This is a genomic window from Stenotrophomonas sp. TWI273 (assembly GCF_039674765.1).
Lineage (GTDB): Bacteria > Pseudomonadota > Gammaproteobacteria > Xanthomonadales > Xanthomonadaceae > Stenotrophomonas.
This window is the reverse complement of sequence record NZ_JBDJOA010000005.1, coordinates 49,570-70,393: the sequence shown is the minus strand read 5'-3', so window position 1 is coordinate 70,393 and position 20,824 is coordinate 49,570. Positions and strand designations below refer to the sequence as shown.

The 20,824-nt window shown below is 67.3% G+C and carries 24 protein-coding genes and 1 tRNA gene; 18 read left to right on the top strand and 7 right to left on the bottom strand.

Features of this window, described 5'->3' with window-relative positions; genetic code table 11:
* Positions 1-9: 9 nt before the first annotated feature.
* Genes ABE571_RS08550 through mmsB form a run of 4 tightly spaced genes read left to right on the top strand, consistent with a single transcriptional unit; the run spans position 10 to position 4,029 of the window.
* Positions 10-1,176 (top strand): acyl-CoA dehydrogenase family protein, encoded by a 1,167-nt coding sequence (locus ABE571_RS08550; protein ID WP_121044261.1) that lies wholly within the window; start codon positions 10-12, stop codon positions 1,174-1,176.
* Positions 1,173-1,970, top strand: coding sequence for an enoyl-CoA hydratase (locus ABE571_RS08545; RefSeq protein ID WP_346464223.1), 798 nt, complete (start codon positions 1,173-1,175; stop codon positions 1,968-1,970). The genes ABE571_RS08550 and ABE571_RS08545 overlap by 4 nt, the downstream gene beginning before the upstream one ends.
* On the top strand, positions 1,967-3,142 hold the full coding sequence (locus tag ABE571_RS08540) for an enoyl-CoA hydratase/isomerase family protein (protein ID WP_346493557.1): 1,176 nt from the start codon (positions 1,967-1,969) through the stop codon (positions 3,140-3,142). Before ABE571_RS08545 ends, ABE571_RS08540 begins: the two co-directional genes overlap by 4 nt.
* Positions 3,139-4,029, top strand: coding sequence for a 3-hydroxyisobutyrate dehydrogenase (gene mmsB, locus ABE571_RS08535; protein ID WP_346493556.1), 891 nt, complete (start codon positions 3,139-3,141; stop codon positions 4,027-4,029). Before ABE571_RS08540 ends, mmsB begins: the two co-directional genes overlap by 4 nt.
* 193 nt (positions 4,030-4,222) lie before the next feature.
* On the opposite strand, the gene ABE571_RS08530 is transcribed toward mmsB, so the two are convergent.
* Positions 4,223-5,005: a hypothetical protein gene (locus ABE571_RS08530; protein WP_346493555.1), complete on the bottom strand. Its 783-nt coding sequence runs from the start codon at positions 5,003-5,005 to the stop codon at positions 4,223-4,225.
* Between the two features lie 86 nt (positions 5,006-5,091).
* Positions 5,092-5,517 (bottom strand): organic hydroperoxide resistance protein, encoded by a 426-nt coding sequence (locus tag ABE571_RS08525; protein ID WP_346464218.1) that lies wholly within the window; start codon positions 5,515-5,517, stop codon positions 5,092-5,094.
* Between the two features lie 110 nt (positions 5,518-5,627).
* Here ABE571_RS08525 and ABE571_RS08520 point away from each other — a divergent pair, with 110 nt between their 5' ends.
* On the top strand, positions 5,628-6,464 hold the full coding sequence (locus ABE571_RS08520; protein WP_346464216.1) for an AraC family transcriptional regulator: 837 nt from the start codon (positions 5,628-5,630) through the stop codon (positions 6,462-6,464).
* Positions 6,465-6,485: 21 nt separating this feature from the next.
* Here ABE571_RS08520 and ABE571_RS08515 read toward each other — a convergent pair whose 3' ends face one another.
* Complete coding sequence (locus tag ABE571_RS08515; RefSeq protein ID WP_102788854.1) at positions 6,486-7,442, bottom strand: cation transporter; 957 nt, start codon at positions 7,440-7,442, stop codon at positions 6,486-6,488.
* A gap of 71 nt (positions 7,443-7,513) precedes the next feature.
* The gene (locus ABE571_RS08510) at positions 7,514-8,260 is read right to left on the bottom strand and encodes a Crp/Fnr family transcriptional regulator (protein WP_346493554.1); all 747 of its coding nucleotides are present in this window, start codon (positions 8,258-8,260) and stop codon (positions 7,514-7,516) included.
* Here ABE571_RS08510 and ABE571_RS08505 point away from each other — a divergent pair.
* From ABE571_RS08505 to ABE571_RS08485, 5 genes are all read left to right on the top strand, one after another.
* Positions 8,239-8,925: a hypothetical protein gene (locus ABE571_RS08505; protein WP_346493553.1), complete on the top strand. Its 687-nt coding sequence runs from the start codon at positions 8,239-8,241 to the stop codon at positions 8,923-8,925. The two genes, ABE571_RS08510 and ABE571_RS08505, sit on opposite strands and share 22 nt — an antisense overlap.
* Positions 8,926-8,986: 61 nt before the next feature.
* A complete protein-coding gene (dusA, locus tag ABE571_RS08500; RefSeq protein ID WP_346493552.1) occupies positions 8,987-10,021 on the top strand; it encodes a tRNA dihydrouridine(20/20a) synthase DusA in 1,035 nt (344 codons plus the stop codon).
* A gap of 212 nt (positions 10,022-10,233) precedes the next feature.
* A complete protein-coding gene (locus tag ABE571_RS08495; RefSeq protein ID WP_313208862.1) occupies positions 10,234-10,602 on the top strand; it encodes a hypothetical protein in 369 nt (122 codons plus the stop codon).
* A 77-nt stretch (positions 10,603-10,679) separates the two neighbouring features.
* The gene (locus tag ABE571_RS08490; RefSeq protein WP_019185514.1) at positions 10,680-11,363 is read left to right on the top strand and encodes a response regulator transcription factor; all 684 of its coding nucleotides are present in this window, start codon (positions 10,680-10,682) and stop codon (positions 11,361-11,363) included.
* Positions 11,364-11,383: 20 nt separating this feature from the next.
* The gene (locus tag ABE571_RS08485; RefSeq protein ID WP_070474511.1) at positions 11,384-12,808 is read left to right on the top strand and encodes a sensor histidine kinase; all 1,425 of its coding nucleotides are present in this window, start codon (positions 11,384-11,386) and stop codon (positions 12,806-12,808) included.
* 94 nt (positions 12,809-12,902) lie between these two features.
* On the opposite strand, the gene ABE571_RS08480 is transcribed toward ABE571_RS08485, so the two are convergent.
* Positions 12,903-13,688 carry a M90 family metallopeptidase gene (locus ABE571_RS08480; RefSeq protein ID WP_346493551.1) on the bottom strand — a complete coding sequence of 262 codons (786 nt, stop codon included), beginning with the start codon at positions 13,686-13,688 and terminating at the stop codon, positions 12,903-12,905.
* Positions 13,655-13,930: a hypothetical protein gene (locus ABE571_RS08475; protein ID WP_121044234.1), complete on the bottom strand. Its 276-nt coding sequence runs from the start codon at positions 13,928-13,930 to the stop codon at positions 13,655-13,657. The genes ABE571_RS08480 and ABE571_RS08475 overlap by 34 nt, the downstream gene beginning before the upstream one ends.
* Before the next feature lie 129 nt (positions 13,931-14,059).
* Here ABE571_RS08475 and birA point away from each other — a divergent pair, with 129 nt between their 5' ends.
* From birA to ABE571_RS08440, 7 genes are all read left to right on the top strand, one after another.
* A complete protein-coding gene (birA, locus tag ABE571_RS08470; protein ID WP_346493550.1) occupies positions 14,060-15,025 on the top strand; it encodes a bifunctional biotin--[acetyl-CoA-carboxylase] ligase/biotin operon repressor BirA in 966 nt (321 codons plus the stop codon).
* Positions 15,022-15,759, top strand: a complete 738-nt coding sequence (locus ABE571_RS08465; RefSeq protein WP_313208859.1) for a type III pantothenate kinase — start codon at positions 15,022-15,024, stop codon at positions 15,757-15,759. Before birA ends, ABE571_RS08465 begins: the two co-directional genes overlap by 4 nt.
* A gap of 9 nt (positions 15,760-15,768) precedes the next feature.
* Positions 15,769-16,602 (top strand): SPOR domain-containing protein, encoded by an 834-nt coding sequence (locus ABE571_RS08460; RefSeq protein ID WP_346493549.1) that lies wholly within the window; start codon positions 15,769-15,771, stop codon positions 16,600-16,602.
* A 41-nt stretch (positions 16,603-16,643) separates the two neighbouring features.
* Positions 16,644-16,719 (top strand) — tRNA-Thr (locus tag ABE571_RS08455).
* 93 nt (positions 16,720-16,812) lie between these two features.
* A complete protein-coding gene (gene rocF / locus ABE571_RS08450) occupies positions 16,813-17,733 on the top strand; it encodes an arginase (protein WP_346464204.1) in 921 nt (306 codons plus the stop codon).
* A gap of 191 nt (positions 17,734-17,924) precedes the next feature.
* A complete protein-coding gene (locus ABE571_RS08445; protein WP_019185522.1) occupies positions 17,925-18,062 on the top strand; it encodes an entericidin A/B family lipoprotein in 138 nt (45 codons plus the stop codon).
* 200 nt (positions 18,063-18,262) lie between these two features.
* Positions 18,263-18,484: a CsbD family protein gene (locus tag ABE571_RS08440; protein ID WP_019185523.1), complete on the top strand. Its 222-nt coding sequence runs from the start codon at positions 18,263-18,265 to the stop codon at positions 18,482-18,484.
* Positions 18,485-18,574: 90 nt separating this feature from the next.
* Here the strand turns inward: ABE571_RS08440 and ABE571_RS08435 are convergent, their stop codons facing one another.
* The gene (locus ABE571_RS08435) at positions 18,575-19,378 is read right to left on the bottom strand and encodes a hypothetical protein (protein ID WP_346493548.1); all 804 of its coding nucleotides are present in this window, start codon (positions 19,376-19,378) and stop codon (positions 18,575-18,577) included.
* Between the two features lie 107 nt (positions 19,379-19,485).
* Here ABE571_RS08435 and ABE571_RS08430 point away from each other — a divergent pair, with 107 nt between their 5' ends.
* Positions 19,486-20,775 (top strand): tryptophan--tRNA ligase, encoded by a 1,290-nt coding sequence (locus ABE571_RS08430; protein WP_313208855.1) that lies wholly within the window; start codon positions 19,486-19,488, stop codon positions 20,773-20,775.
* Positions 20,776-20,824 lie beyond the last annotated feature (49 nt).

Below are 20,824 nucleotides of genomic sequence, written 5' to 3'. Positions count from 1 at the left end.
AGTTCGACCATGAGCCACTCGATGACGACGGAACTCGACGAAGCGCAGCAGGCCTATAGAGAGGCAGCGCGTGACTTCGCCCAGGCCGAACTGGCGCCGCACGCCGCGCGATGGGATGCGGAGGGCATCTTTCCGCGCGAGGCGATCGCCAAGGCAGGGGAACTCGGGTTCTGTGGTTTGTACATGGATCCCGAGGTCGGTGGCAGCGGCTTGAGCCGTCTGGACGCCGCCGTCGTCATCGAGGAGCTCGCCAATGTGGATCCGTCCACGGCGGCCTATGTCAGCATCCACAACATGGCGTCGTGGATGGTGGCCAAGTGGGGCCAGCAGAGCCTGCGTGCCGCGTGGGGCGCAGACCTCTCCTCCGGCACCAAGCTGGCCTCGTACTGCCTGACCGAACCGGGTGCCGGCTCGGACGCGGCCTCGCTGAAAACCAGCGCGGTGCGTGACGGCGACGATTACGTACTCAATGGCTCCAAGGCCTTCATCTCCGGCGCCGGTGCCACCGAACTGCTGGTGGTGATGGCGCGTACGGGTGGCCCGGGCGCGGGCGGCATCAGCGCGATCGCGGTGCCGGCCGATTTGCCGGGCATCAGCTACGGCCGCAAGGAAGAGAAGATGGGCTGGAACAGCCAGCCGACCCGTGGCATCACGTTCGAGAACGTGCGCGTTCCGGTCAGCCATCTGCTCGGCGAGGAGGGCAGCGGTTTCAAGCTGGCCATGAAGGGCCTGGACGGCGGCCGCATCAACATCGCCGCCTGTTCGCTGGGCGCTGCCCAGGGTGCACTGGACGCCGCCCGCCGTTACATGGGCGAGCGCCGCCAGTTCGGCAAGGCGTTGTCGGAGTTCCAGGCGCTGCAGTTCAAGCTGGCCGATATGGCCACCCAGCTGGTCGCCGCCCGGCAGATGGTGCACACCGCCGCGCGCAAGCTCGACGCGGGTGCCAGCGATGCCAACGTGTGGTGCGCGATGGCCAAGCGCTTCGCCACCGATGCCGGTTTCAACATCTGCAACGATGCGCTGCAGATCCACGGCGGCTACGGCTACATCCGTGAATACCCGATTGAACGGCTGCTGCGCGATTCGCGCGTGCACCAGATCCTGGAGGGCACCAACGAGATCATGCGTGTGATCGTGGCCCGCCACCTGCTCAACACTGAAGAGGAACTGCGATGATGGAGTGGCGCCAGCATGATCATGTCGGCCTGAAGGTCGAGGCCGATGGCCACGTCGCGGTCATCACCCTCAACAATCCGCCGGCGCATACCTGGACCGTGCACAGCCTGTCCGCGCTGCGCGATCTGGTCGACGCACTCAATGCAGACCGCGATATCTACGCGCTGGTGATCACCGGCGATGGCGAGAAATTCTTCTCTGCCGGTGCCGACCTGAAGCAGTTCGCCTCCGGCGACAAGGCCGCCGCACGCGAAGCTGCACGTCGCTTCGGCGAGGCGTTCGAAGCCCTGTCCGGGTTCCGTGGTGTCTCCATCGCGGCAATCAACGGCTACGCGATGGGTGGCGGCCTGGAATGCGCGCTGGCCTGCGACCTGCGCATCATCGAAGAACACGCCCAGGTGGCATTGCCGGAGGCCACCGTCGGCCTGCTGCCGTGCGCCGGCGGCACCCAGAACCTGCCGCGTCTGGTTGGCGAAGGCTGGGCCAAGCGCATGATCCTGCTCGGCGAGCGCATCGATGCGGATACCGCACTGCGTATCGGCCTGGTCGAAGAAAAGGTGGGCAAGGGCGAAGCCAAGGCACTGGCGCTGGCATGGGCGCACAAGGCCGGCAAGCAGAGCCCGACCAGCATCGCCGCGTGCAAGACGCTGGTGCAGGCCACCCGCACCGGTACCCACGCCTCGGCGCTGGTCGCCGAACGCGAGGCCTTCGTCGATCTGTTCGACAGCGCCGACCAGGCCGAAGGCGTGAACGCCTTCCTGGAAAAGCGCGCTGCGCAATGGAAGAACGCATGAGCACCGCCGTCGCCCAGGACGAGGCGCCGGTGCTGTTCGAAGAGCGCGCCGCCGGTAATGGCACGCGCATCGGCATCGCCACGCTCAACGCCGCGCGCACCCTCAACGGGTTCTCGTTGCCGATGGCACATCTGCTGCGCGAGCGGTTGGAGGCCTGGGCCGTTGATGACGGCATCGCGCTGGTCGTGCTGCAGGGCGCGGGCGAAAAAGCCTTCTGCGCCGGCGGCGACCTGCACAGCCTGTACCGCAGCATGGTCGACTACCGCGAGAGCGGAAAGGCCGACATCCGCGGCAACAGTTACGCCGCTGAATTCTTCGACGTCGAGTACCGCGTCGACTACGCGATCCACACCTATCCCAAGCCGATCCTGTGCTGGGGCCATGGCATCGTCATGGGCGGTGGCATCGGCCTGATGTCCGGGGCCAGCCACCGCGTGGTCAGCGAGCGCTCCAAGCTGGCGTTCCCGGAGATCACCGTCGGCCTGTTCCCGGACGTGGGCGGCAGCTGGCTGCTGCCGCGCGTGCCCGGCCACGGCGGCCTGTTCCTGGCCCTGACCGGTGCGCCGCTCAACGCAGGCGATGCGATCTACGCCGGCCTGGCGGATATCCACATCGCCGAGGCACAGCGCGAGACCGTGTTCAACGCGCTGGCGGGCGTGCACTGGAGCCGCGAGGCCAAGCGCAACCACGAACAGTTGACCGCACTGCTGCAGCAACACGCCAGCGATGCGGCCACCGGCCCATTGCTGCGCAATGCCACCACCGTGGATGCGCTGTGCGCCGGTGACGACGTCGGCGCGATCGTCGAGGCGATTCTGGCGCTGGAGACGGACGACCCCTGGCTGAGCACCGCGAAAGCCACGCTCGCCGCCGGTGCGCCCGGCTCGGCGCGGCTCGCGTTCGAGCTGCAGCACCTGGCCGAGGGCGCCTCGTTGGCCGAGGTCTACCGCATCGAGTACATCGCAGCACTGCATGCGGCGGCCCACGGGGATTTCGCCGAAGGCATCCGCGCGCTGCTGATCGACAAGGACCGCACCCCGCAGTGGCAGCCGCGCACGCTGGCGGACGCCACGGCCGAGTGGGCCCGCACCTTCTTCGTTTCGCCGTGGTCCGATGCCGCGCATCCGCTGGCCGACCTCGGTGCCACCGTCCCTGAAAGGAGCCACGCATGAGCCGTATTGCATTCATCGGGTTGGGCAACATGGGTGGCCCGATGGCCGCCAACCTGGCCAAGGCTGGTCACGCCGTGCGCGTGTTCGATCTGGTGCCCGCCGCCGTGCAGGCCGCCGTCGATGCCGGCGCCACCGCCGCCAGCTCGGCACTGGATACGCTGACCGACGCCGAGATCGTCATCTCGATGCTTCCCGCGAGCCGCCACGTGGAAGGCGTTTACCTCGGTGATGATGGCCTGCTGGGCGATATCCCGGGTGGCGCGCTGGTCATCGACTGCAGCACGATCGCCCCGGCCACCGCCCGCAAGGTCGCCGAAGCGGCCGCCGCGCGTGGCCTGCAGATGCTGGATGCCCCGGTGTCCGGCGGTACCGCAGGTGCCCAGGCCGGCACGCTGACCTTCATCGTCGGCGGCGAAGCCGAGGCGCTGGAGCGTGCGCGCCCGCTGCTGCAGGCGATGGGCAAGAACATCTTCCACGTCGGTGCCAGCGGTGCCGGCCAGGTCGCCAAGCTGTGCAACAACATGGCGCTGGGGGTGATCATGGCGGTGACCGGTGAGTCCATCGCCCTGGGCGTGGCACACGGGCTGGACCCGAAGGTGCTCTCGCAGATGATGGCGGTCAGCACCGGCCGCAGCTGGGCCACCGAAGTGTGCAACCCGTGGCCCGGCGTGCTGGAAAACGCCCCGGCCTCGCGCGGCTACAGCGGCGGCTTCGGCAGCGATTTGATGCTCAAGGACATGGGCCTGGCGGTGGAGGCGGCGATGAGTGTCGGCGCCTCGATCCCGCTGGGCGAGCTGGCGCGCAACCTGTATTCGATGAACCACCAGGCCGGTCGCGGCAAGCTGGATTTCTCCAGCGTGGTGCAGCTGATCACGCACGACAAGTAACGGGTAGTGCCGGCCGGGGGCCGCCAACTTCACAATCGAAACCGGCGACAGCCGGCTTCACCGGTTGGCAACGACGGTTGGTCGTTGCCCGCCACACCAGACGCATCCCGTGGGCTCACCCACGGGATCCACCGCGGTGGGATGGGCGGTTGCCAGACGTTCGCGTCAGGCAGCCGCCCATTTTTTTATCGGGTCACTCGGCCGTCGACGGCGCGCGCGGCAAGTCCCGGCAGCGTGCCTGCATGCGCTCGCCACCGGGTGTGCCAGCGCGGATCTCCCCGTCCTGCAACCACCCGTAGATTTCGCGCCGCACGCGATACGCCGCATCCGCTGACTCGACCACATCTGCATTGTCGCTGGCGAGCGGGGCACCCGGCAGCGCCGCCTCCGGGATCCTGCCCAGGACCGCCAGCTGCGTGCACAGACCGGCGTAGTAGGCCGTGCGCTCGTCAACTGCACCGCGATCACCGGCGGCGAAGCCCAGGGCGTGGAAGGTTTCATGCGCGACCAGGTCCACGAGGTTGGCCTCGGTCCGCGCGCGCGATTCGTACACGCGCATGGCCAAGGTCAGATGCGGCACGCGGAAGCGCAGCGATCGGGTGCGCAGGTTCAGGCGCGTTCCGTGGGGCACGAGCAGTGCCGTATAGGCCGCGCGTCGCTCGGGATACCACTGCTGCGCGTGGCGTGCAGCGGCATCGATCAGGGCGCAGGCATCGGTAGCCGGCAGGGTCGCCGGCGGATAGGCCGCGATCCGGATGCGGGTTGCCGCGTCAGGGCAGGCGTAGGTCTCTGGCAGCCCGGGTGCAGCCGTGCCGGGCAGATACAGATCGGTCACCACGTGCACGAACCCGGCGCCGCGGAAGAGAGACAGCGCGTTCATCCCGTTCGAGGCGATCGCCTCGGGTGGCGCGATGGGAGCGGTAGCGCAGCCCCCCAGAAAACCGCTGAGCAACAGCGCGACCAGAATCCTGTGCATGTCCGTTTGCCAGTGAGGATCGTCTGGCCAGTCTACGGTGGCGACGGGGATGTGTGCCCGTCGCCACGGCAGGTCATGCGGGGGGATCAGACCACCGTCAGCGTCACGTCGATGTTGCCGCGGGTCGCGTTGGAATACGGGCACACGATGTGCGCCTTCTGCACCAGCGCTTCGACCTGCTCGCGCGGCAGGCCCGGAACCGAGATTTCCAGCGCCACTTCGATGCCGAAGCCGGTCGGGATCTGGCCGATGCCGACCTTGCCGGTGATCGCAGTCTCGGCCGGCAGAGCGACCTTGGCCTGGCCGGCCACGTACTTCAGCGCGCCCAGGAAGCAGGCCGAGTAGCCCGCGGCGAACAGCTGCTCCGGGTTGGTGCCCGGGCCGCCCGCACCGCCCAGCTCGCGCGGGGTGGAGAGCTGGATGTCCAGCACGTTGTCGGAAGAGACGGCGCGGCCGTCGCGGCCGCCGTTGGCAGTGGCCTGGGCGGTATACAGAACGTTGGCAATGGACATGGGAATCTCCTGCGGAGTGAAAAAGGTGGGCCAGATGGCAGGTGTACTGTGCGCGCCCACATCGTACTTGTGGCAACATTTCGTCCAGAAAACTTGATCTGGAGTCCGCCATGGTCGACCGACTGCAATCCCTGCTGGACCGTTTCGCGGTGTCTGCCGAGGTCTTCCACGCGGGCGCGCTGTGCGGCATCAACGATCTGCCAGCCGACGGCGAGCGCGGTCAACTGCACCTGATCCGCGAGGGCGATGTACGCGTCGAGCACCCGGATGGCAGCACGCTGCAGATCACCACGCCCAGCGTGCTGCTGTACCCGCGCCCGCTCGCGCACCGCTTCGTCACCGATGCCACGCGGGGCGCGGATTTCGCGTGCGCCAACCTGCAGTTCGAAGGGGGCGCCAACAACCCGGTCGCCGCTGCGCTGCCGCCGATCGTGTGCCTGCCGCTGGAGGGCTTGTACGGCGGCCAGCCGGTGCTGTCACTGCTGTTCGAAGAAGCCTTCGCGCAGCGCTGCGGCCGCCAGGCGCTGCTGGATCGTCTGTTTGAAGTCGTGCTCATCCAGATCCTGCGCGCGCTGATGGAAAGCGGTCAGATCCGCGTCGGCCTGCTCGCCGGCATGGCCCATCCGCGCCTGCGTCACGCGCTGGTGGCGATGCATGAAGCGCCCGCCGACGAGTGGACGCTGGAGTCGCTCGCGCAGCGCGCCGGCATGTCACGCAGCGCCTTCGCCGACAGCTTCCGCGACACCATCGGCAGTACGCCCGGTCATTACCTGCAGGGCTGGCGCACCCGCCTGGTGCAGCAGGCGCTGCGCCGCGGCCATCCGCTCAAGCGCATCGCCATCGACGTGGGCTACGGCAGCGAAGCAGCGTTGTCGCGCGCGTTCAAGGCGCAGACAGGGCAGTCGCCGCGGCAGTGGAAACAGGGCAGTGTGGCCACCGAACGATAACGCGATGCACGCCGACGTCGCTCAGATCGCCCACTCCCGATCCGTCGTGAACATGATCGTCAGCCAGCGGTCCGGCGACTCCTCACCCAGCGCTTCGCCGATCTCATCGCGCAGGCGATCCCATTCGATCAGCGCCCGCGGTGGATCATCGGCGCGCACCACGAAGAACAGCTCGATCTGCTCACCGCGCCCGACCTTGGCCACGTAGCTGCGGTATTCCAGGAAACCGTGCCTGGCCACGATATCGCGCGCCACCTCGTCCACGTGGGTCTGCAGATCCAGCGGGGTGATCAGCAGGATGTCCGACAACGCCTGGCGCACCGTGCCCATCGGCGCCACCACCACGAACAGGCAGACCACCAGCAGGATCGCCGGATCGATGTACGGCACCAGCCACGCCCACTGCGTGCCACCCAGCACATAGCCGCCGACGAAGGCGACCAGATACGCCGCCGACATGCTCGCCGCGACCACCCAGTTCTTCGCATCGAGTGCGATGAAGTCCGAGCCGATCGACCGGTTCGCCCGGCGTACGAACAGTGCCAGCCCGGTTTCGGCCACGATCGAGATCACCGCAAACAGGATCGCCGGCCCGAGCGCGATCTCGCGCCCGCCGGACATCAGTGCGTCCACCGCATTGACCGCTGCGTACAGGGCGGCACCGATCATCAACGTGCCGCTGACCCCGAGCACGATCGGCTCCAGGTGCCAGAAGCCCATGGTGAAGCGCTGGTTCAAGCGCGACTGCAGGGTATCGACGTGGGTCGACAGGCTGATCAGGCGCACCACCAGCAGCGACAGCCAGGTCATCACCACGTCGATCAGGCCGTAGATGCCGTCGAAGATGATCAGCGAGGAGTTGGCGAGCAGGCCAAAGGCCACCGCTGCGGCGGCCATCGCCAGCGATGCGGCGATCGACAGGCGCAGGACACCTTGTTCGGTGGTGGGGTCGAAGCTGGGAAGGCGGAGTGCGGGCATGGATGCCTGGCGGGGTTGGTGCAGAGCCGCATTGTCTACCGCCATGGTTGCACGTGTGTACTGCCAGCGCGCTATCGCGCGCGGGCGAGCTGCTCAAGCCCCGCCAGATCCACAATGTCGATCCTGCCGTATCCCACGCGGATCAGGCCTTGCCGCGACCATTGCGCAAGCTGTCGGTTCACCGTTGGCCTGGATACGCCGAGCTGCGTCGCCAGCATTTCTTGAGAAAGGCGCAGCGCGCTGGACCCGGAGTGGGGAAAGTGGCCGATCACGGTGCGCGCCAGTCGGCATTCGAAGGATCGAAGGGTGGTGTCCTCGATCCATTCAATCGTCTGGCGATAGCGCGTGCAGACGAGTTGGCAGACGGCAAGAAGTGCCTCGTTATCCGACCGTATCAAGGCATGAAATGCAGTTGCCGTAACGGTCGCAATGCGGCATTCGCCATGAGCGACGGCGGTAAAGGCGCGGGCCTTCGCATCCAGAAGCGGTGCCTCGCCAAACCACTGGGAGGGCCCCAGAACGGCGACCAGCCGGTGATCCATCGCCTCACCTTCAACACCGACGCGGACGCATCCCTCAAGAACGCCGAACATGGCGGCCGGGCGGGAGCCCTGCTCGAACAGTGGCTGCCCGTTCTTCAGTCTTCGCACTACCGATGCGGCTTTGAACCGCTCGGCGATGTGGCTGGGGAGAGTGCCATCGGCTTGCATCGTTGGAATCCAGTCGGCCAATTGTTCAAGATTTACAGTTAGACCACGCCTGGCGAGCATCATCTGCGCATCGGATAGAGCAGGAGGTGATTCATGTACGTAGGCCATTTCGCGATTGGTTTAGCCTTGAAGGCGCGATTTCCAAAGATCCCCACGCTGCCCCTGCTGATGGGGTGGGATTCCTGGACATCCTCGATGGCCTCTTCATCATTCTCGGCTGGAACCACGTAACGCCCAACCTGCTGGCGGGCCCCTATCTGTTCTTTGATCTGACCTTCATCGACTGGGACCATTCGCTCGCCGCCGCGCTGCTGTGGTCCTGCGTCTGGGGCGCGTTTTTCCTCAACGACAAGCGGGTCGCTGCATTCGCCTTCGTCGCCTGCTTCTCGCATTTCCTCGCGGATTGGCCGATGCATAATGCCGATCTGGCTCTCTATCCCTTCTCGACCCTGCATCTGGGCATGGGGATGTGGGGGAAGCTGGGCACGATGTCCTGGATCATCGAAGGGCTGTTCGTCGCGGTACTTGCAGGCTATGCGTACCTGTCGAGCATGCGCCGGGGCGTCGACCTGCGCTGGCCGATGGTGGTGATGGTGCTCGCTTTCATCAACCTCTCGCCGTGGTTGTCGCCCATGAAGCATGTCGCCACGCTGGGCCAACCGTCTGCCACGCTTGTTCACGGCGCGCTGGTCACTGCCGGGTTCCTGATTCCCGGTGCCTTGTTGACGTGGCTGATCAACAAGGCAGAGCGAAAGGGTGCCGCAGCGCACTAAGGGCAGCATTCATCGGAAGCGGGTAAACTATTGATTGCGCTGGCAATGCCAGTGAATCCAGATGCGCCTGCAGCCGATGACCACCCAGCCCGCCACCGACGCCAACGCGCGTTACGCCGCCTCCCTGCGCCTGTCCGTCGCCCCCATGATGGACTGGACGGACCGCCATTGCCGGTACTTCCACCGGTTGCTGGCACCGGGCGCACGGCTGTACACCGAGATGGTGCACGCCAACGCGGTGATCCACGGCGACCGTGAGCGTCTGCTGGGCTTCGACGGCAGCGAGCATCCGCTCGCGCTGCAGCTCGGTGGCAGCGATCCGGCCCTGCTGGCCCAAGCCGCGCGCATCGCGCAGGAGTGGGGCTACGACGAGGTCAACCTCAACTGCGGCTGCCCCTCCGATCGGGTCCAGGCCGGGCGCTTCGGTGCCTGCCTGATGCGCGAGCCGGCCTTGGTGGCCGAGTGCGTGGGCGCGATGGTCGCCGCGGTGGACATCCCCGTCACGGTCAAGTGCCGCTTGGGCGTGGATGACGACAACGACTACGAAACCTTCCTGAACTTCGTCGATCAATCGGCCAACGCCGGCAGCGCGATGTTCGTGGTGCATGCCCGCAATGCGTGGCTGAAGGGCCTTTCGCCGAAGGAAAACCGCGAAGTGCCGCCGCTGCGCTACGACTGGGCGCACCGGCTCAAGGCCGACCGCCCTCAGTTGCAGATCGTCCTCAACGGCGGCCTGGCTACGGTCGAGGCCGCGCAGGCCCAGTTGCCGGCGCTGGATGGGGTGATGCTGGGCCGTGCGGCCTACCACGACCCCTACGTGCTGCATCAGCTGGAGTCCGCCCAGACCGGTGCCCCGCTGCAGTCACGCGAGGCGCTGCTGCGCGCCATGCAGCCCTACATCGAGGCCCAGCTGGCCCGTGGGCTGGCGCTCAAGCACATCACCCGCCACCTGCTGGGCCTGTTCCACGGCCAGCCGGGCGGGCGCGCCTTCCGCCAGATCCTGAGCGAAGGCTCGCACCGCGTCGGGGCCGACTGGAGCCTGATCGAGAAGGCGCTGGCGGTGACCCGCGCCCAGGCCGAGCGCGTCGCGGCGTGAGCCGCGTCACCTTGCCAGCTTGACAAGGACCCCGGTTTAGCCGCCAATGTTCACTTAGATGAACAAAGCGGGGAGGCAGGCGGAAAAGTTCAGACCGGATTCACTGGCTAAAACCAAGAATTCGCTAAAGATTCGTAAAGCGCCGGCCCAGGCTGGCGGTTGCCGATTCACAACTTTTGAACGTTTAGCCGCGCTCCGCTAGGATCAGACCGATGTTCTCCGTGACCCGCCACCGCCGCATTGCCGCCTTCGCCCTTCTGGCGACGGGCGCAGCTGCCTCCACCAGTGCGTGGGCGCAGATGCCGCCGCCGGAAGCGGCCCGTGCCGAGATGATGCGTACGGCCGAACGCGGCGGTCCGCAGGAGCGCTCGCTGTCCGATGCCGTGCGTCGGGTTCAACGTACTACCGGTGGACACATCCTTGGCGCCGAGCGCGTGCCCTTCGATGGGCGCGATATCAACCGGGTGAAGTACATGGATGACCGCGGTCGCGTCCGCTATATGGACGATCCGGCGACATCGCGTTCACAGCCCCGCACGCCGCGCTCGGATATGTCATCACTACGCGGCGATAACCCCTGAACAGGGATAGTTGTCCGCAGTCATCTGCATTACCCACTGGCCCCATGGGGCCATACCCAGGACACTAGGGAGAGTTCATGCGTATCCTTCTGGTCGAAGACGAAGCCCCGCTGCGGGAAACACTGGCAGCCCGGCTCAAGCGCGAAGGCTTTGCCGTCGATGCTGCGCAGGACGGTGAGGAAGGTCTGTACATGGGCCGCGAAGTTCCGTTCGACGTCGGCATCATCGATCTTGGCCTGCCCAAGATGTCGGGCATGGAGCTGATCAAGGCCCTGCGCGACGAGGGCAAGAAATTCCCGGTGCTGATCCTGACCGCGCGTTCGAGCTGGCAGGACAAGGTCGAGGGCCTCAAGCAGGGCGCCGACGATTACCTCGTCAAGCCGTTCCACGTCGAAGAGCTGCTGGCCCGCGTCAATGCGCTGCTGCGCCGTGCCGCCGGCTGGAGCAAGCCGACGCTGGAGTGCGGCCCGGTCGCGCTGGATCTTGCTGCACAGACGGTCAGCGTCAACGGCAGCAACGTGGATCTCACCAGCTACGAGTACAAGGTGCTGGAGTACCTGATGATGCATGCCGGTGAACTGGTCTCCAAGGCCGACCTCACCGAGCACATCTATCAGCAGGACTTCGACCGCGACTCCAACGTGCTGGAGGTCTTCATCGGTCGCCTGCGCAAGAAGCTCGATGCCGACGGCGAACTCAAGCCGATCGAAACCGTGCGTGGCCGCGGTTACCGCTTCGCCATTCCGCGCAACGAAGGCTGAGCTGCGGCTGGCGATAGATGATGTCCGGCCGTCTGTGGTTCTTTAAACGCTGGCGGCCGCGCTCACTGCAGGCGCGCCAGCTGTTGGCCGCCTCGGTGGGCCTGGTGGCCTTCCTGGCCCTGGCCGGCTACGCGCTGGACGCCGCCTTCGCCGATACCGCGAAGGCCAACCTGCGCGAGCGGCTGAAGAACTACGCCACCGCGTATGCGGCCGGCATCGACTTCACCCGTGACCGCTCGCTGTACATCCGCGAGCAGCCACCGGATCCGCGCTTTGACGTCCCGGGCAGTGGCCTCTATCTGCAGGTCGTGATGCCGGACGGCAAGGGCAACTCCATGTCCGCCGAGGGCCCGATGCTGCCCACGGTAGGCGGCGGCATGCTGGCCCCGCGCCAGGAGGTCTTCGAAGGCCCGTTGCCGATGATCCAGATCGATGGCAGCGAGGGCTCGGCCTACCGCTATGGCATGGGCCTGGTCTGGGATGCCGACGCCGACCCGGCCACCGAATTCCCGTACACGATCTACGTGCTCGAAGACTCGCGCGCGCTGGGCGCACAGCTGCGCGTATTCCGCGGGCGCGTGTGGTTCTACCTCGGCGGCATCGGCCTGATCCTGCTGCTGCTGCAGACGGTAATTTTGCAGTGGAGCCTGCGTCCGATGCGGCGCGTGATCAATGAACTGACCAAGGTCCAGCGCGGTGAAACCGAGCGCATGAGCGAACGCCATCCGCGCGAGCTGGAGCCGCTGACCGACAGCATCAATGCCTTCATCGAGAGCGAGCGCGAGAACCTCGAACGCCAGCGCAACACCTTGGCCGATCTCGCGCACAGCCTGAAGACGCCGCTTGCGGTATTGCGTACGCAGCTCGACAGCGGCGCGCGCGATGAGGATCTGCGCGAGGAATTCGACGTGCAGCTGCGGCGCATGAACAACCTGGTGTCCTACCAGTTGGCGCGCGCGGCATCCTCCGGTCACAAGCTGTTCTCCGCCCCGCTGCCGATTGAATCCAACGCCGAAGAAATCGTGCGGGGTCTGGAGAAGGTGTACGCGTCCAAGGGCGTGCTGTGCGAATTCGACATCGACCCGGCCGCGCGTTTCCACGGCGAGCCCGGCGATCTGCAGGAACTGCTCGGCAACCTGCTGGAGAACGCCTTCAAGTGGGCCAAGCGTCGCGTGTTGCTGACCGCGCATCCGTTGCCGGCACCCGGTGCGCGTCGCGCCGGCCTGGTGCTGTCGGTGGATGACGATGGCCCGGGTATCGCACCGGAAGACATTGCCAAGGTGCTGCAGCGTGGCGTGCGCGGCGATGAGCGGGTGCAGGGTCACGGCATCGGCCTGTCGATCGTGCAGGACCTGATCAAGGATTACCGCGGCGAACTGCAGGTGAAGCGTTCTCCGGAACTGGGTGGTGCACGCTTCGAAGTGAAGCTGCCGCCCGGGCCGTAAGCGCCGTACCGACCAACGGTCGGTACCTGCCGATGGCCCGTACCCCGGCATTCCCACGGGACAGGTAGCCCACGACCGTTGGTCGTGGCGCGCGTCACCGCATCAGCGGTGACGGACCATAGAACCGCTGCAGATGCCCGGCGACCGCCGGCATCTCGCGCGCGAGCAGAGCCGGTGCGGAGAAGTGGTACTCGCTCACCACCGCGAAGAATTCTTCCGGCGCCTCGGACGCATACGGATCGATCAGCGTCTCGCGGCCCTGGTCCACCTCGGCGCAGAACGCGTCATAGGCCTGCTGGAAATCCGCCGCCCATCGTTTCTGCCACGCGCGCGGCAACGGCGGCGTGCCGTCGATCGCCCCGTCCAGCGCATCGATCTTGTGCGCCATCTCATGCACCGCCACGCAGAACCCGGCCTCCGGATCGGCGATGTCGGCCTGGATGTCGGCCCACGACAGAATCAGCGGACCGCTGTCCCACGATTCGCCGATCAACGCATCGTCCCATTCGTGCAGCACGCCGGCCGCATCCACCTGGCTGCGGTGCACGCGGAATGCGTTGGGATAGACGATCAGCTGCGACCAGCCACGCAGGCCGATCTCGCCCAGTTCCAGCAGCGGCAGGCAGCAGAGCGCGGCCAGCAACACGCCATCGGTGTCCTCCAGCTGCAGTTCGGCGGCCGGGCTGATGGTCTTCTCGTGCAGGAAGCGGGCGGCGAGGGCACGCAGGCGTTCGCGGCGGGCAGCGTCCAAGTGCTGCAGCCAGGCGGCGCGGCGGCAGGTGGCGTCCCAGAGGGTAGGGTCGATCTCGCGTGGCGTACGGCGCAGCCAGCCCAACAGTCGTTCGATCAGCGGAACATACCCGGCAGGAAGCTGTGCCACTTGGGTGCGCGCAGGCGCGGCAGCACGTCGTCATCGCCACCACCGCCGGTGCTGGTTCCGCTGCTGGCGCTGGGTTTGACCGTGGCCGGTGCGGCGGCGGCCGAGGCCGAGGCCGGTGCACTGCGCTCGTTCTCGCCTGCCGAATAGACACACGCACCGCGACCCGCAGTGGTGAGCGCATCGGAAGCGTGCGCGGCCAGCGGGGCCATCAGGAGGAGCAGGCAATGGGCGAACGGGCGCATCGTCAACATCCAGCGGCGGGTCAAGTTCTCGATTCTAGCCCGATTCGGCCGGAGGATTGGAAGGCCTCCGGGCGGGCGCTGGCGGCGGCTTTCCCGCATACTTTTCCCGTTTACCCGATGGAAGCTGCCGTGGACGACCGCCAACTGCTGGCCAAACTGGGCGCCGGGCGCCTGTCCGGCGACGCGCTGGCGCGCGAACTGGGCCAGACCCGCGCCGCGATTTGGAAGCGGATTCAAGGACTTAGGGCGGCTGGCGTCGATATCGACGGCCGCGCCGGTGACGGCTACCAGTTGCAGCAGCCGCTGGATCTGCTGGACGCCGAGGCCATCCAGGCGGCGTTGCCGGGCGCCGTCGGCGACCAGCTGAGCTCCCTGCAGGCGGCCTGGTCGGTCGCGTCAACGAACAGTGAATTGCTGCGCTGCAGCGCGCCGGAGCGCGGCGCGATCGTCCTGCTGGCCGAGCGCCAGACCCGCGGCCGTGGTCGCCGTGGGCGGGCATGGGCCTCACCGCTGGCGGCGCATGTGTATCTCTCGGTGCTGCGGGGGTTTGCCGGTGGCCTGTCGCGGCTGGGCGGACTGAGCCTGGTCGCCGGGGTCGCGGTGGCCGAGGCACTGCGCGAGGCCGGCTATCCGGACGTCGCCCTGAAGTGGCCCAATGACCTTGTCGTCGACGGGCATAAGCTCGGCGGCCTGTTGATCGAGGGTGGCGGTGAGTTCGCCGGCCCCGCACGTGCGGTGATCGGCCTGGGCGTCAACGTGCGCATGCCCGCTGCGTTCGCCGCGGAGATCACCCAGCCCTGGACCGATCTGGACACGTTGTCCGGCGCACAGACGTCGCGCAACGTGGTGGTCGCGCGCATCCTGGCCAGCCTGCTGCCGGCGCTGGATGCGTTCGAGCAGGACGGCCTGGCACCGTTCCTCGCGCGCTATGCCGCGCTGGACAGCCTGGCCGGGCGCGAGGTGCAGGTGGAAGAAGGCGGCGTGCTGTTTGCCGGCACGGCGTTGGGTCTGGCCGACGACGGGGCGCTGCGCGTGCGCATCGACGGCAACGAACGGGTTTTCCATGCGGGCGAAGTCAGCGTGAGGGCGCAATGAGCGACTGGTTGTTTGATCTGGGCAATTCGCGCTTCAAGTTCGCGCCGCTGCAGGGCGTGCGCGCGGGCGACGTGCAGGCGTGGCCGCATGGCGCTGAAGCGATGCCGGCCGCGGCACTGGATGCGCTGCCGTCAGGCGACACCGCCTACGTTGCCAGTGTCGCCGCACCTTCGTTGACCGCGGCCATGCTGGACGTATTGCAGGCGCGCTTCCGCCAGGTCCGCGTGGCACGTACCGAAGCCGAGTACGCCGGTGTGCGGATCGCCTATGCCGACCCCGCCCGCTTCGGCGTGGACCGTTATCTGGCGCTGTTGGCGGTGGCTGCACGTGGCCAGGCGGTGCTGATCGCCGGCGTCGGCACCGCGCTCACCATCGATCTGCTCGACGCCGAGGGCCAGCACCACGGCGGGCGCATCTCGGCCTCGCCGACCACCATGCGCGAAGCGTTGCACGCGCGTGCCGTGCAGCTGCCGGCCGCGGGCGGTGACTACAGCGAGTTCGCCAACGACACCGCCGATGCGCTGGCCTCCGGCTGCGATGGGGCCGCGGTGGCGCTGATCGAACGCAGCCGCGTGCAGGGCGGCGAACGGCTCGGTGCGTTGCCGCATCTGCTGGTGCACGGCGGCGGTGCGCCCGCGTTGCTGCCGCTGCTCGGCGATGCCGAATTCCAGCCCTCGCTGGTGCTTGATGGGCTGGCCCGCTGGGCCGTGCATCAACCGCCATCGGCAGGCTAGGATCAGCCGATGCTTACCCGTGCCCTGATCGTCGTCCTGGTCATTCTCAACCTCGGTGTCGCGCTGTGGTGGCTGTTGCGTGGCGAACCGGCCAGCGAACCGCCGGCCTCGCCGGCCGGTGTGGCGCAGCTGGAGGTGTTGCCGGCCACCCAGGCGCCGACGAACATGGTGGCTTCCCCGGATGCCACGCCAGCCCTGCAGGACGTGACGCCCGCCTCCGCGCCGGTGGCCCAACCGCCGGGGCCGGTCTCCGCGCCGGCGACCGCCGTGGCTGACACCTCTGCGCCCAGGCCCGCCGCCAGCCTGCCTGCGCCCGCTCCGGTGGCCGCCGCACCCGCACCGCCCGCCGTACCCGCACCCGTCACCGCACCGCCCGCACCCGCACAGTGCGTGAGCCTGGGGCCCTTCGCTGACCGCGCTGCCGCCCAGGCCGCCCAGTCGCGCGCCGGGGCTGCCCTGCGTGGGGCCAAGCTGCGGGAGGTGGCCGATGCCGGCGCCACCCGTTACCGCGTGCTGCTGCCGCCCGCCGCCAGCCGGGAGGCGGCGCAGGCCACGGTCAAGCGGATCGTGGCAGCGGGCGTGAGCGACTACTACATCATTGCCCAGGGCGAGGACACCAACGCCATCGCCCTGGGCCAGTACCGCAATCGCGAAGGCGCCGATCGCCGCCTGGCCGCCCTGAGCGCGGCCGGTTTCAAGGCAACCATGGTCGCCAGCGGAGGCGATGGCAGCGCGCAGTGGTGGCTGGATGCGACCCTGGCCGACGGTACCGGCACCGCCGTGGCCCGCCAGCGCAGCGGCGCGGCCCAGCAGCGCTCGCTGGAATGCGCGCGCTTGCGCTAGAATCCCGGCTCCGCGACGGGTCGTCCCGCCGCGATGCCGATGCCGGCATAGCTCAGTTGGTAGAGCAACCGCCTTGTAAGCGGTAGGTCCCCAGTTCGAATCCGGGTGCCGGCACCATTGATGCACGGTCGATGACGACTGCTGCAGCGCCGCGAGTCGTATCACGCCGCGCTGGCTATGCTGGGCCTCTTTGCAACGGAGGCAACAGCGATGGCGATGTATTCCCCGGTTTCCCTGATTGGCGTGCCCACCGATATCGGTGCGGGCCACCGTGGCGCGGGTCTGGGACCGGACGCCCTGCGCATTGCCGGGCTGGGGGATGCACTGGCCGCGCGCGGCGTGGAGGTGCGCGACCTTGGCAACCTGGCCGGTCCGCGCAACCCGTGGACGGCACCGGTGCACGGCTACCGCCATCTTGACGAAGTGGTGGCCTGGAACCGCGCGCTGATGGACGCGACCTACGGCGAACTACAGGCCGGGCGCATGCCGATCATGCTCGGCGGCGACCACTGCCTGGGCATCGGCTCGATCACCGCGGTCGCGCGCTGGTGCCGCGAGCAGGGCAAGGACCTGCGCGTGCTGTGGCTGGATGCGCATTCGGATTTCAACACCAGCGAGGTCACCCCGTCAGGCAACGTGCACGGCATGCCGGTGGCCTGCCTGTGCGGGCTCGGCCCGGACGCGTTGACCCGGCTGGGTGGCGATGCGCCGGCGATCCGCCCGCAGCAGGTGCACCAGATCGGCATCCGCTCGGTGGACCAGGAAGAGAAGCGCCTGATCAAGCAGCACCAGGTGGATGTCTATGACATGCGCTACATCGACGAAGCCGGCATGAAGCGCACGATGGAGGCAGCGCTGGCCGGCATCGATGCCAACACGCACCTGCACGTCAGCTTCGACGTGGATTTCCTGGATCCCAGCATTGCACCCGGCGTCGGCACCACGGTGCCGGGCGGGGTGAACTACCGCGAAGCACAGCTGGTGATGGAGATGATCGCCGACACCGGGCGCATGGGATCGCTGGACATCGTGGAGCTGAATCCGCTGCTGGACAACCGCAACGCCACCGCGGAACTGGCGGTGGATCTGGTCGAAAGCCTGTTCGGCAAGTCGACGCTGATGCGCGATTGAGAACGCCTGGCTGAACAGCGTTTTCCTGCATTCACATCCGCTGCACGCCTCTCCCGCCAGATTGCACGTCACGCGGCGCCGTGTGTTTCGACCCACAGCGCTGCAGGTCAGGAAGAGGAGTTGCGCTGGCGTGCTCATCTGACAGGCGGGACCGGATTCCGGTATTGAATTTGATCAACCAGGAGAACCCTATGAAGCGTGTTATCGCACTGATGCTGTTGTCGATGTTCTCGGTCGCCATGCTGTCCGGCTGCAACACCGTTGCTGGTGCTGGCAAGGACGTGCAGAAGGCCGGTGAAACGGTCGAAGGCGCTGCCAAGGGCAACTGATCCACGGATCAGGCGTCAACGGAAAAGGCCGGGGATTCCCGGCCTTTTTCATGTCCAGAAAATGACCGCGCAACGTGTGTGTGGTGAATCCATTCAAGCTCGTGAGTGTGCGCTTCATCGTCGCTTGACCGCGTGCCAACGCGGGCGGGCGCATTCTGATCCCACGGCGAGATGGCCGTTGCAATCGAGGAAGCGAACCCATGAACAAAGACATCATTTCCGGCAAGTGGACGCAGCTCAAGGGCAAGGCGCAGGCCAAGTGGGGCGACCTGACCGACGACGATTTCAAGGTGGCCGAAGGCAACGCCGAGTACCTCGCGGGCCGCCTGCAGGAACGCTATGGCTGGGCACGCGACCGTGCTGAAACCGAAGTCCGCGACTTCGAAGCTGCCATGCGCAAGGATTATCCGGATTACCACTGAGGGGTGATTCGTGACGACGGCACCGCCGTCGGGGGTTGAAACCGGAACGGGCCGCGAGAGCGGCCCGTTTTTGTTGGGGTGCCTTGGCGATCAGCGGCGGCGATACAGCGGTGGATCGGGCACGTACTGGCCGGGGAAGGCCTGTGGCTCGCCACGCACGGGCCCGTTCACCCGCGCAATGATGCCGCGTGCCACCAGGTTGCGTTCGCTGTCGTAGCGCACCTGCACCTGTTGCGCCGGAGACGCGGTATCGCGCTCGAATGTGGTGTTGCGCACCCGCGACGGCTCGCGCTGGCCATGGCCGGTGCCCAGTTGCGGTGCCGGCGCGGTGGTGGAACCGGTCACGCGGGCGGTCTCCATGGAAGACGACCGTGCCTGGGGGCGCGCCTTGGCATCGGCCGCGCCGGCCACGGCGGGCGCGGCGTCCCAGGACACGCGCCCGGCTTCGTGGAAGACCGCCACACCGATCACGCCGATGTTGGCCGGGCGCCCGGTGCGGCCGGCGTAGCTGCGGTCCGGATCGGTGAACACGAACTGCGCGACTTCCTCGGCGGATTTGCGCCAGCCGTGGATATCGGTGGTCTGCCACGGGTTGAGCACGTAGCCGGTCTGGTGGGGCGCGGCCACCTCGCCGCTGATGGCATTCAGACCATCCACCGAGAGCACCACCAGCACCCGCTCGGCGCTGCCGTTGCGCAGGCGCACGCTGTAACGGTGGCCCTGCTGCCCCGCGATCCAGCGCTGGCCGTCCTTGCGGTACTGGGTCAGGGCCTGGCCGCTGTCGCGGTCGATCACCGTCAGGTGGACCGGACCGGTGTCGTGACGCAGCGGGACCGCCGGTTTGAAGCCGCACAGGGCCAGCACGGCAAGGAGGGGCAGGATCAGGTGTTTCATGGGAAGGCTCCGCAGGGCAGGTGCAGGATCAAACGCACGGCCCCGGCCAACGGGGTCGAGCGCGGGCAGGTAAACTGGGGCGGTTCATCTGTCCGCATCGATTCCCCATGACTACCCGCGTTCTTACCGGCATCACCCCCTCCGGCACGCCCCACCTGGGCAACTACGTCGGCGCCATCCGTCCGGCGATCACCGCCAGCCAGGCCTCGGAGATCGAGAGCTTCTTCTTCCTGGCCGACCTGCACAGCCTGATCAAGGCGCAGGAGCCCGAGCGCACCCAGCGCTCCACGCTGGAGATCGCGGCAAGCTGGCTGGCGTGCGGGCTGGATCCGGACAAGGTGTGGTTCTACCGGCAGAGCGACATCCCGGAAACCACCGAGCTGATGTGGTTCCTGACCGTGATCGCCAGCAAGGGCATCCTCAACCGCGCGCACGCCTACAAGGCGGCCGTGGACAAGAACCGCGAGGAGCAGCTGGATGACGACGCCGGGGTCAGCGCGGGGTTGTTCATGTACCCGGTGCTGATGGCCGCCGACATCCTGATCTTCAAGGCCAACCGCGTGCCGGTCGGCCGCGACCAGATCCAGCACATCGAGATGGCGCGCGATTTCGCGCAGCGCTTCAACCATGTCTACGGCCAGGCGTTCTTCCCGCTGCCGGAGGTCGTGATCGATGAGCAGGTCGCCACGCTGGCGGGCCTGGACGGCCGCAAGATGAGCAAGAGCTACCACAACACCATTCCGCTGTTCGCCCCGCGCGCGGAGCTGAAGAAGCTGGTGTTCTCGATCCTGACCGATTCGCGCGCACCCGGCGAGCCCAAGAGCACCGAAGGCTCGGCGCTGTTCCAGATGTACCAGGCGTTCGCCACCCCGGAGCAGACCGCGGCGTTCGCGCAGGCCTTCGCCGAGGGCATCAGCTGGGGCGATGCCAAGCAGCAGCTGTTCGAGCGCATCGACAGCGAGATCACCCCGCTGCGCGAGCGCTATGACGCGCTGATGGCCGAGCCGGAAAAGATCGAGGCGCTGCTGCGTCGTCGTGGCCAGCAGCTGCGCGAGCAGTTCGCGGTGCCGTTGCTCAAGGAGCTGCGTCATGCGGTCGGCCTGCGTGATCTCTCCACCGCCGGTGACGTGCCCAGCGAGGAAAGCGGGGCCGCACGCGCTGCACCGCCGCTGTTCAAGCAGTACCGCGAACAGGATGGCCGCTTCTACTTCAAGCTGCAGGCCAGTGACGGCACGCTGCTGATCCAGAGCGAAGGCTTTGATTCGCCGCGTGACGCCGGCCAGCTGATCGGCGTGCTCAAGCAGACCGAACATGGCGACGGCCTGCAGAGTGAGCTGTTCAAGCTCGAGGCCGAGGTGGACGTGGTGCTGGCCGCACTCCAGGCGCTGCGCGGGTAATGCCGGCGGCTGTCCGGCGACCAGGTAACCGCAGCATCACGTAGTGCCG

What these genes read in the sequence shown, in the direction of transcription:
- ABE571_RS08540 (WP_346493557.1), top strand. Translation starts at nt 1,967, where the DNA reads ATGAGCACCGCCGTCGCCCAGGACGAGGCGCCGGTGCTGTTCGAAGAG.
- ABE571_RS08475 (WP_121044234.1), bottom strand. Translation starts at nt 13,930, where the DNA reads ATGCGCCCGTTCGCCCATTGCCTGCTCCTCCTGATGGCCCCGCTGGCC.
- ABE571_RS08515 (WP_102788854.1), bottom strand. Translation starts at nt 7,442, where the DNA reads ATGCCCGCACTCCGCCTTCCCAGCTTCGACCCCACCACCGAACAAGGT.
- ABE571_RS08510 (WP_346493554.1), bottom strand. Translation starts at nt 8,260, where the DNA reads ATGGCCTACGTACATGAATCACCTCCTGCTCTATCCGATGCGCAGATG.
- rocF (WP_346464204.1), top strand. Translation starts at nt 16,813, where the DNA reads ATGGCGATGTATTCCCCGGTTTCCCTGATTGGCGTGCCCACCGATATC.
- ABE571_RS08495 (WP_313208862.1), top strand. Translation starts at nt 10,234, where the DNA reads ATGTTCTCCGTGACCCGCCACCGCCGCATTGCCGCCTTCGCCCTTCTG.
- ABE571_RS08485 (WP_070474511.1), top strand. Translation starts at nt 11,384, where the DNA reads ATGTCCGGCCGTCTGTGGTTCTTTAAACGCTGGCGGCCGCGCTCACTG.
- ABE571_RS08445 (WP_019185522.1), top strand. Translation starts at nt 17,925, where the DNA reads ATGAAGCGTGTTATCGCACTGATGCTGTTGTCGATGTTCTCGGTCGCC.
- ABE571_RS08520 (WP_346464216.1), top strand. Translation starts at nt 5,628, where the DNA reads ATGGTCGACCGACTGCAATCCCTGCTGGACCGTTTCGCGGTGTCTGCC.
- ABE571_RS08460 (WP_346493549.1), top strand. Translation starts at nt 15,769, where the DNA reads ATGCTTACCCGTGCCCTGATCGTCGTCCTGGTCATTCTCAACCTCGGT.
- ABE571_RS08545 (WP_346464223.1), top strand. Translation starts at nt 1,173, where the DNA reads ATGATGGAGTGGCGCCAGCATGATCATGTCGGCCTGAAGGTCGAGGCC.
- ABE571_RS08430 (WP_313208855.1), top strand. Translation starts at nt 19,486, where the DNA reads ATGACTACCCGCGTTCTTACCGGCATCACCCCCTCCGGCACGCCCCAC.
- ABE571_RS08490 (WP_019185514.1), top strand. Translation starts at nt 10,680, where the DNA reads ATGCGTATCCTTCTGGTCGAAGACGAAGCCCCGCTGCGGGAAACACTG.
- dusA (WP_346493552.1), top strand. Translation starts at nt 8,987, where the DNA reads ATGCGCCTGCAGCCGATGACCACCCAGCCCGCCACCGACGCCAACGCG.
- ABE571_RS08530 (WP_346493555.1), bottom strand. Translation starts at nt 5,005, where the DNA reads ATGCACAGGATTCTGGTCGCGCTGTTGCTCAGCGGTTTTCTGGGGGGC.
- ABE571_RS08550 (WP_121044261.1), top strand. Translation starts at nt 10, where the DNA reads ATGAGCCACTCGATGACGACGGAACTCGACGAAGCGCAGCAGGCCTAT.
- ABE571_RS08435 (WP_346493548.1), bottom strand. Translation starts at nt 19,378, where the DNA reads ATGAAACACCTGATCCTGCCCCTCCTTGCCGTGCTGGCCCTGTGCGGC.
- ABE571_RS08525 (WP_346464218.1), bottom strand. Translation starts at nt 5,517, where the DNA reads ATGTCCATTGCCAACGTTCTGTATACCGCCCAGGCCACTGCCAACGGC.
- ABE571_RS08440 (WP_019185523.1), top strand. Translation starts at nt 18,263, where the DNA reads ATGAACAAAGACATCATTTCCGGCAAGTGGACGCAGCTCAAGGGCAAG.
- mmsB (WP_346493556.1), top strand. Translation starts at nt 3,139, where the DNA reads ATGAGCCGTATTGCATTCATCGGGTTGGGCAACATGGGTGGCCCGATG.
- ABE571_RS08465 (WP_313208859.1), top strand. Translation starts at nt 15,022, where the DNA reads ATGAGCGACTGGTTGTTTGATCTGGGCAATTCGCGCTTCAAGTTCGCG.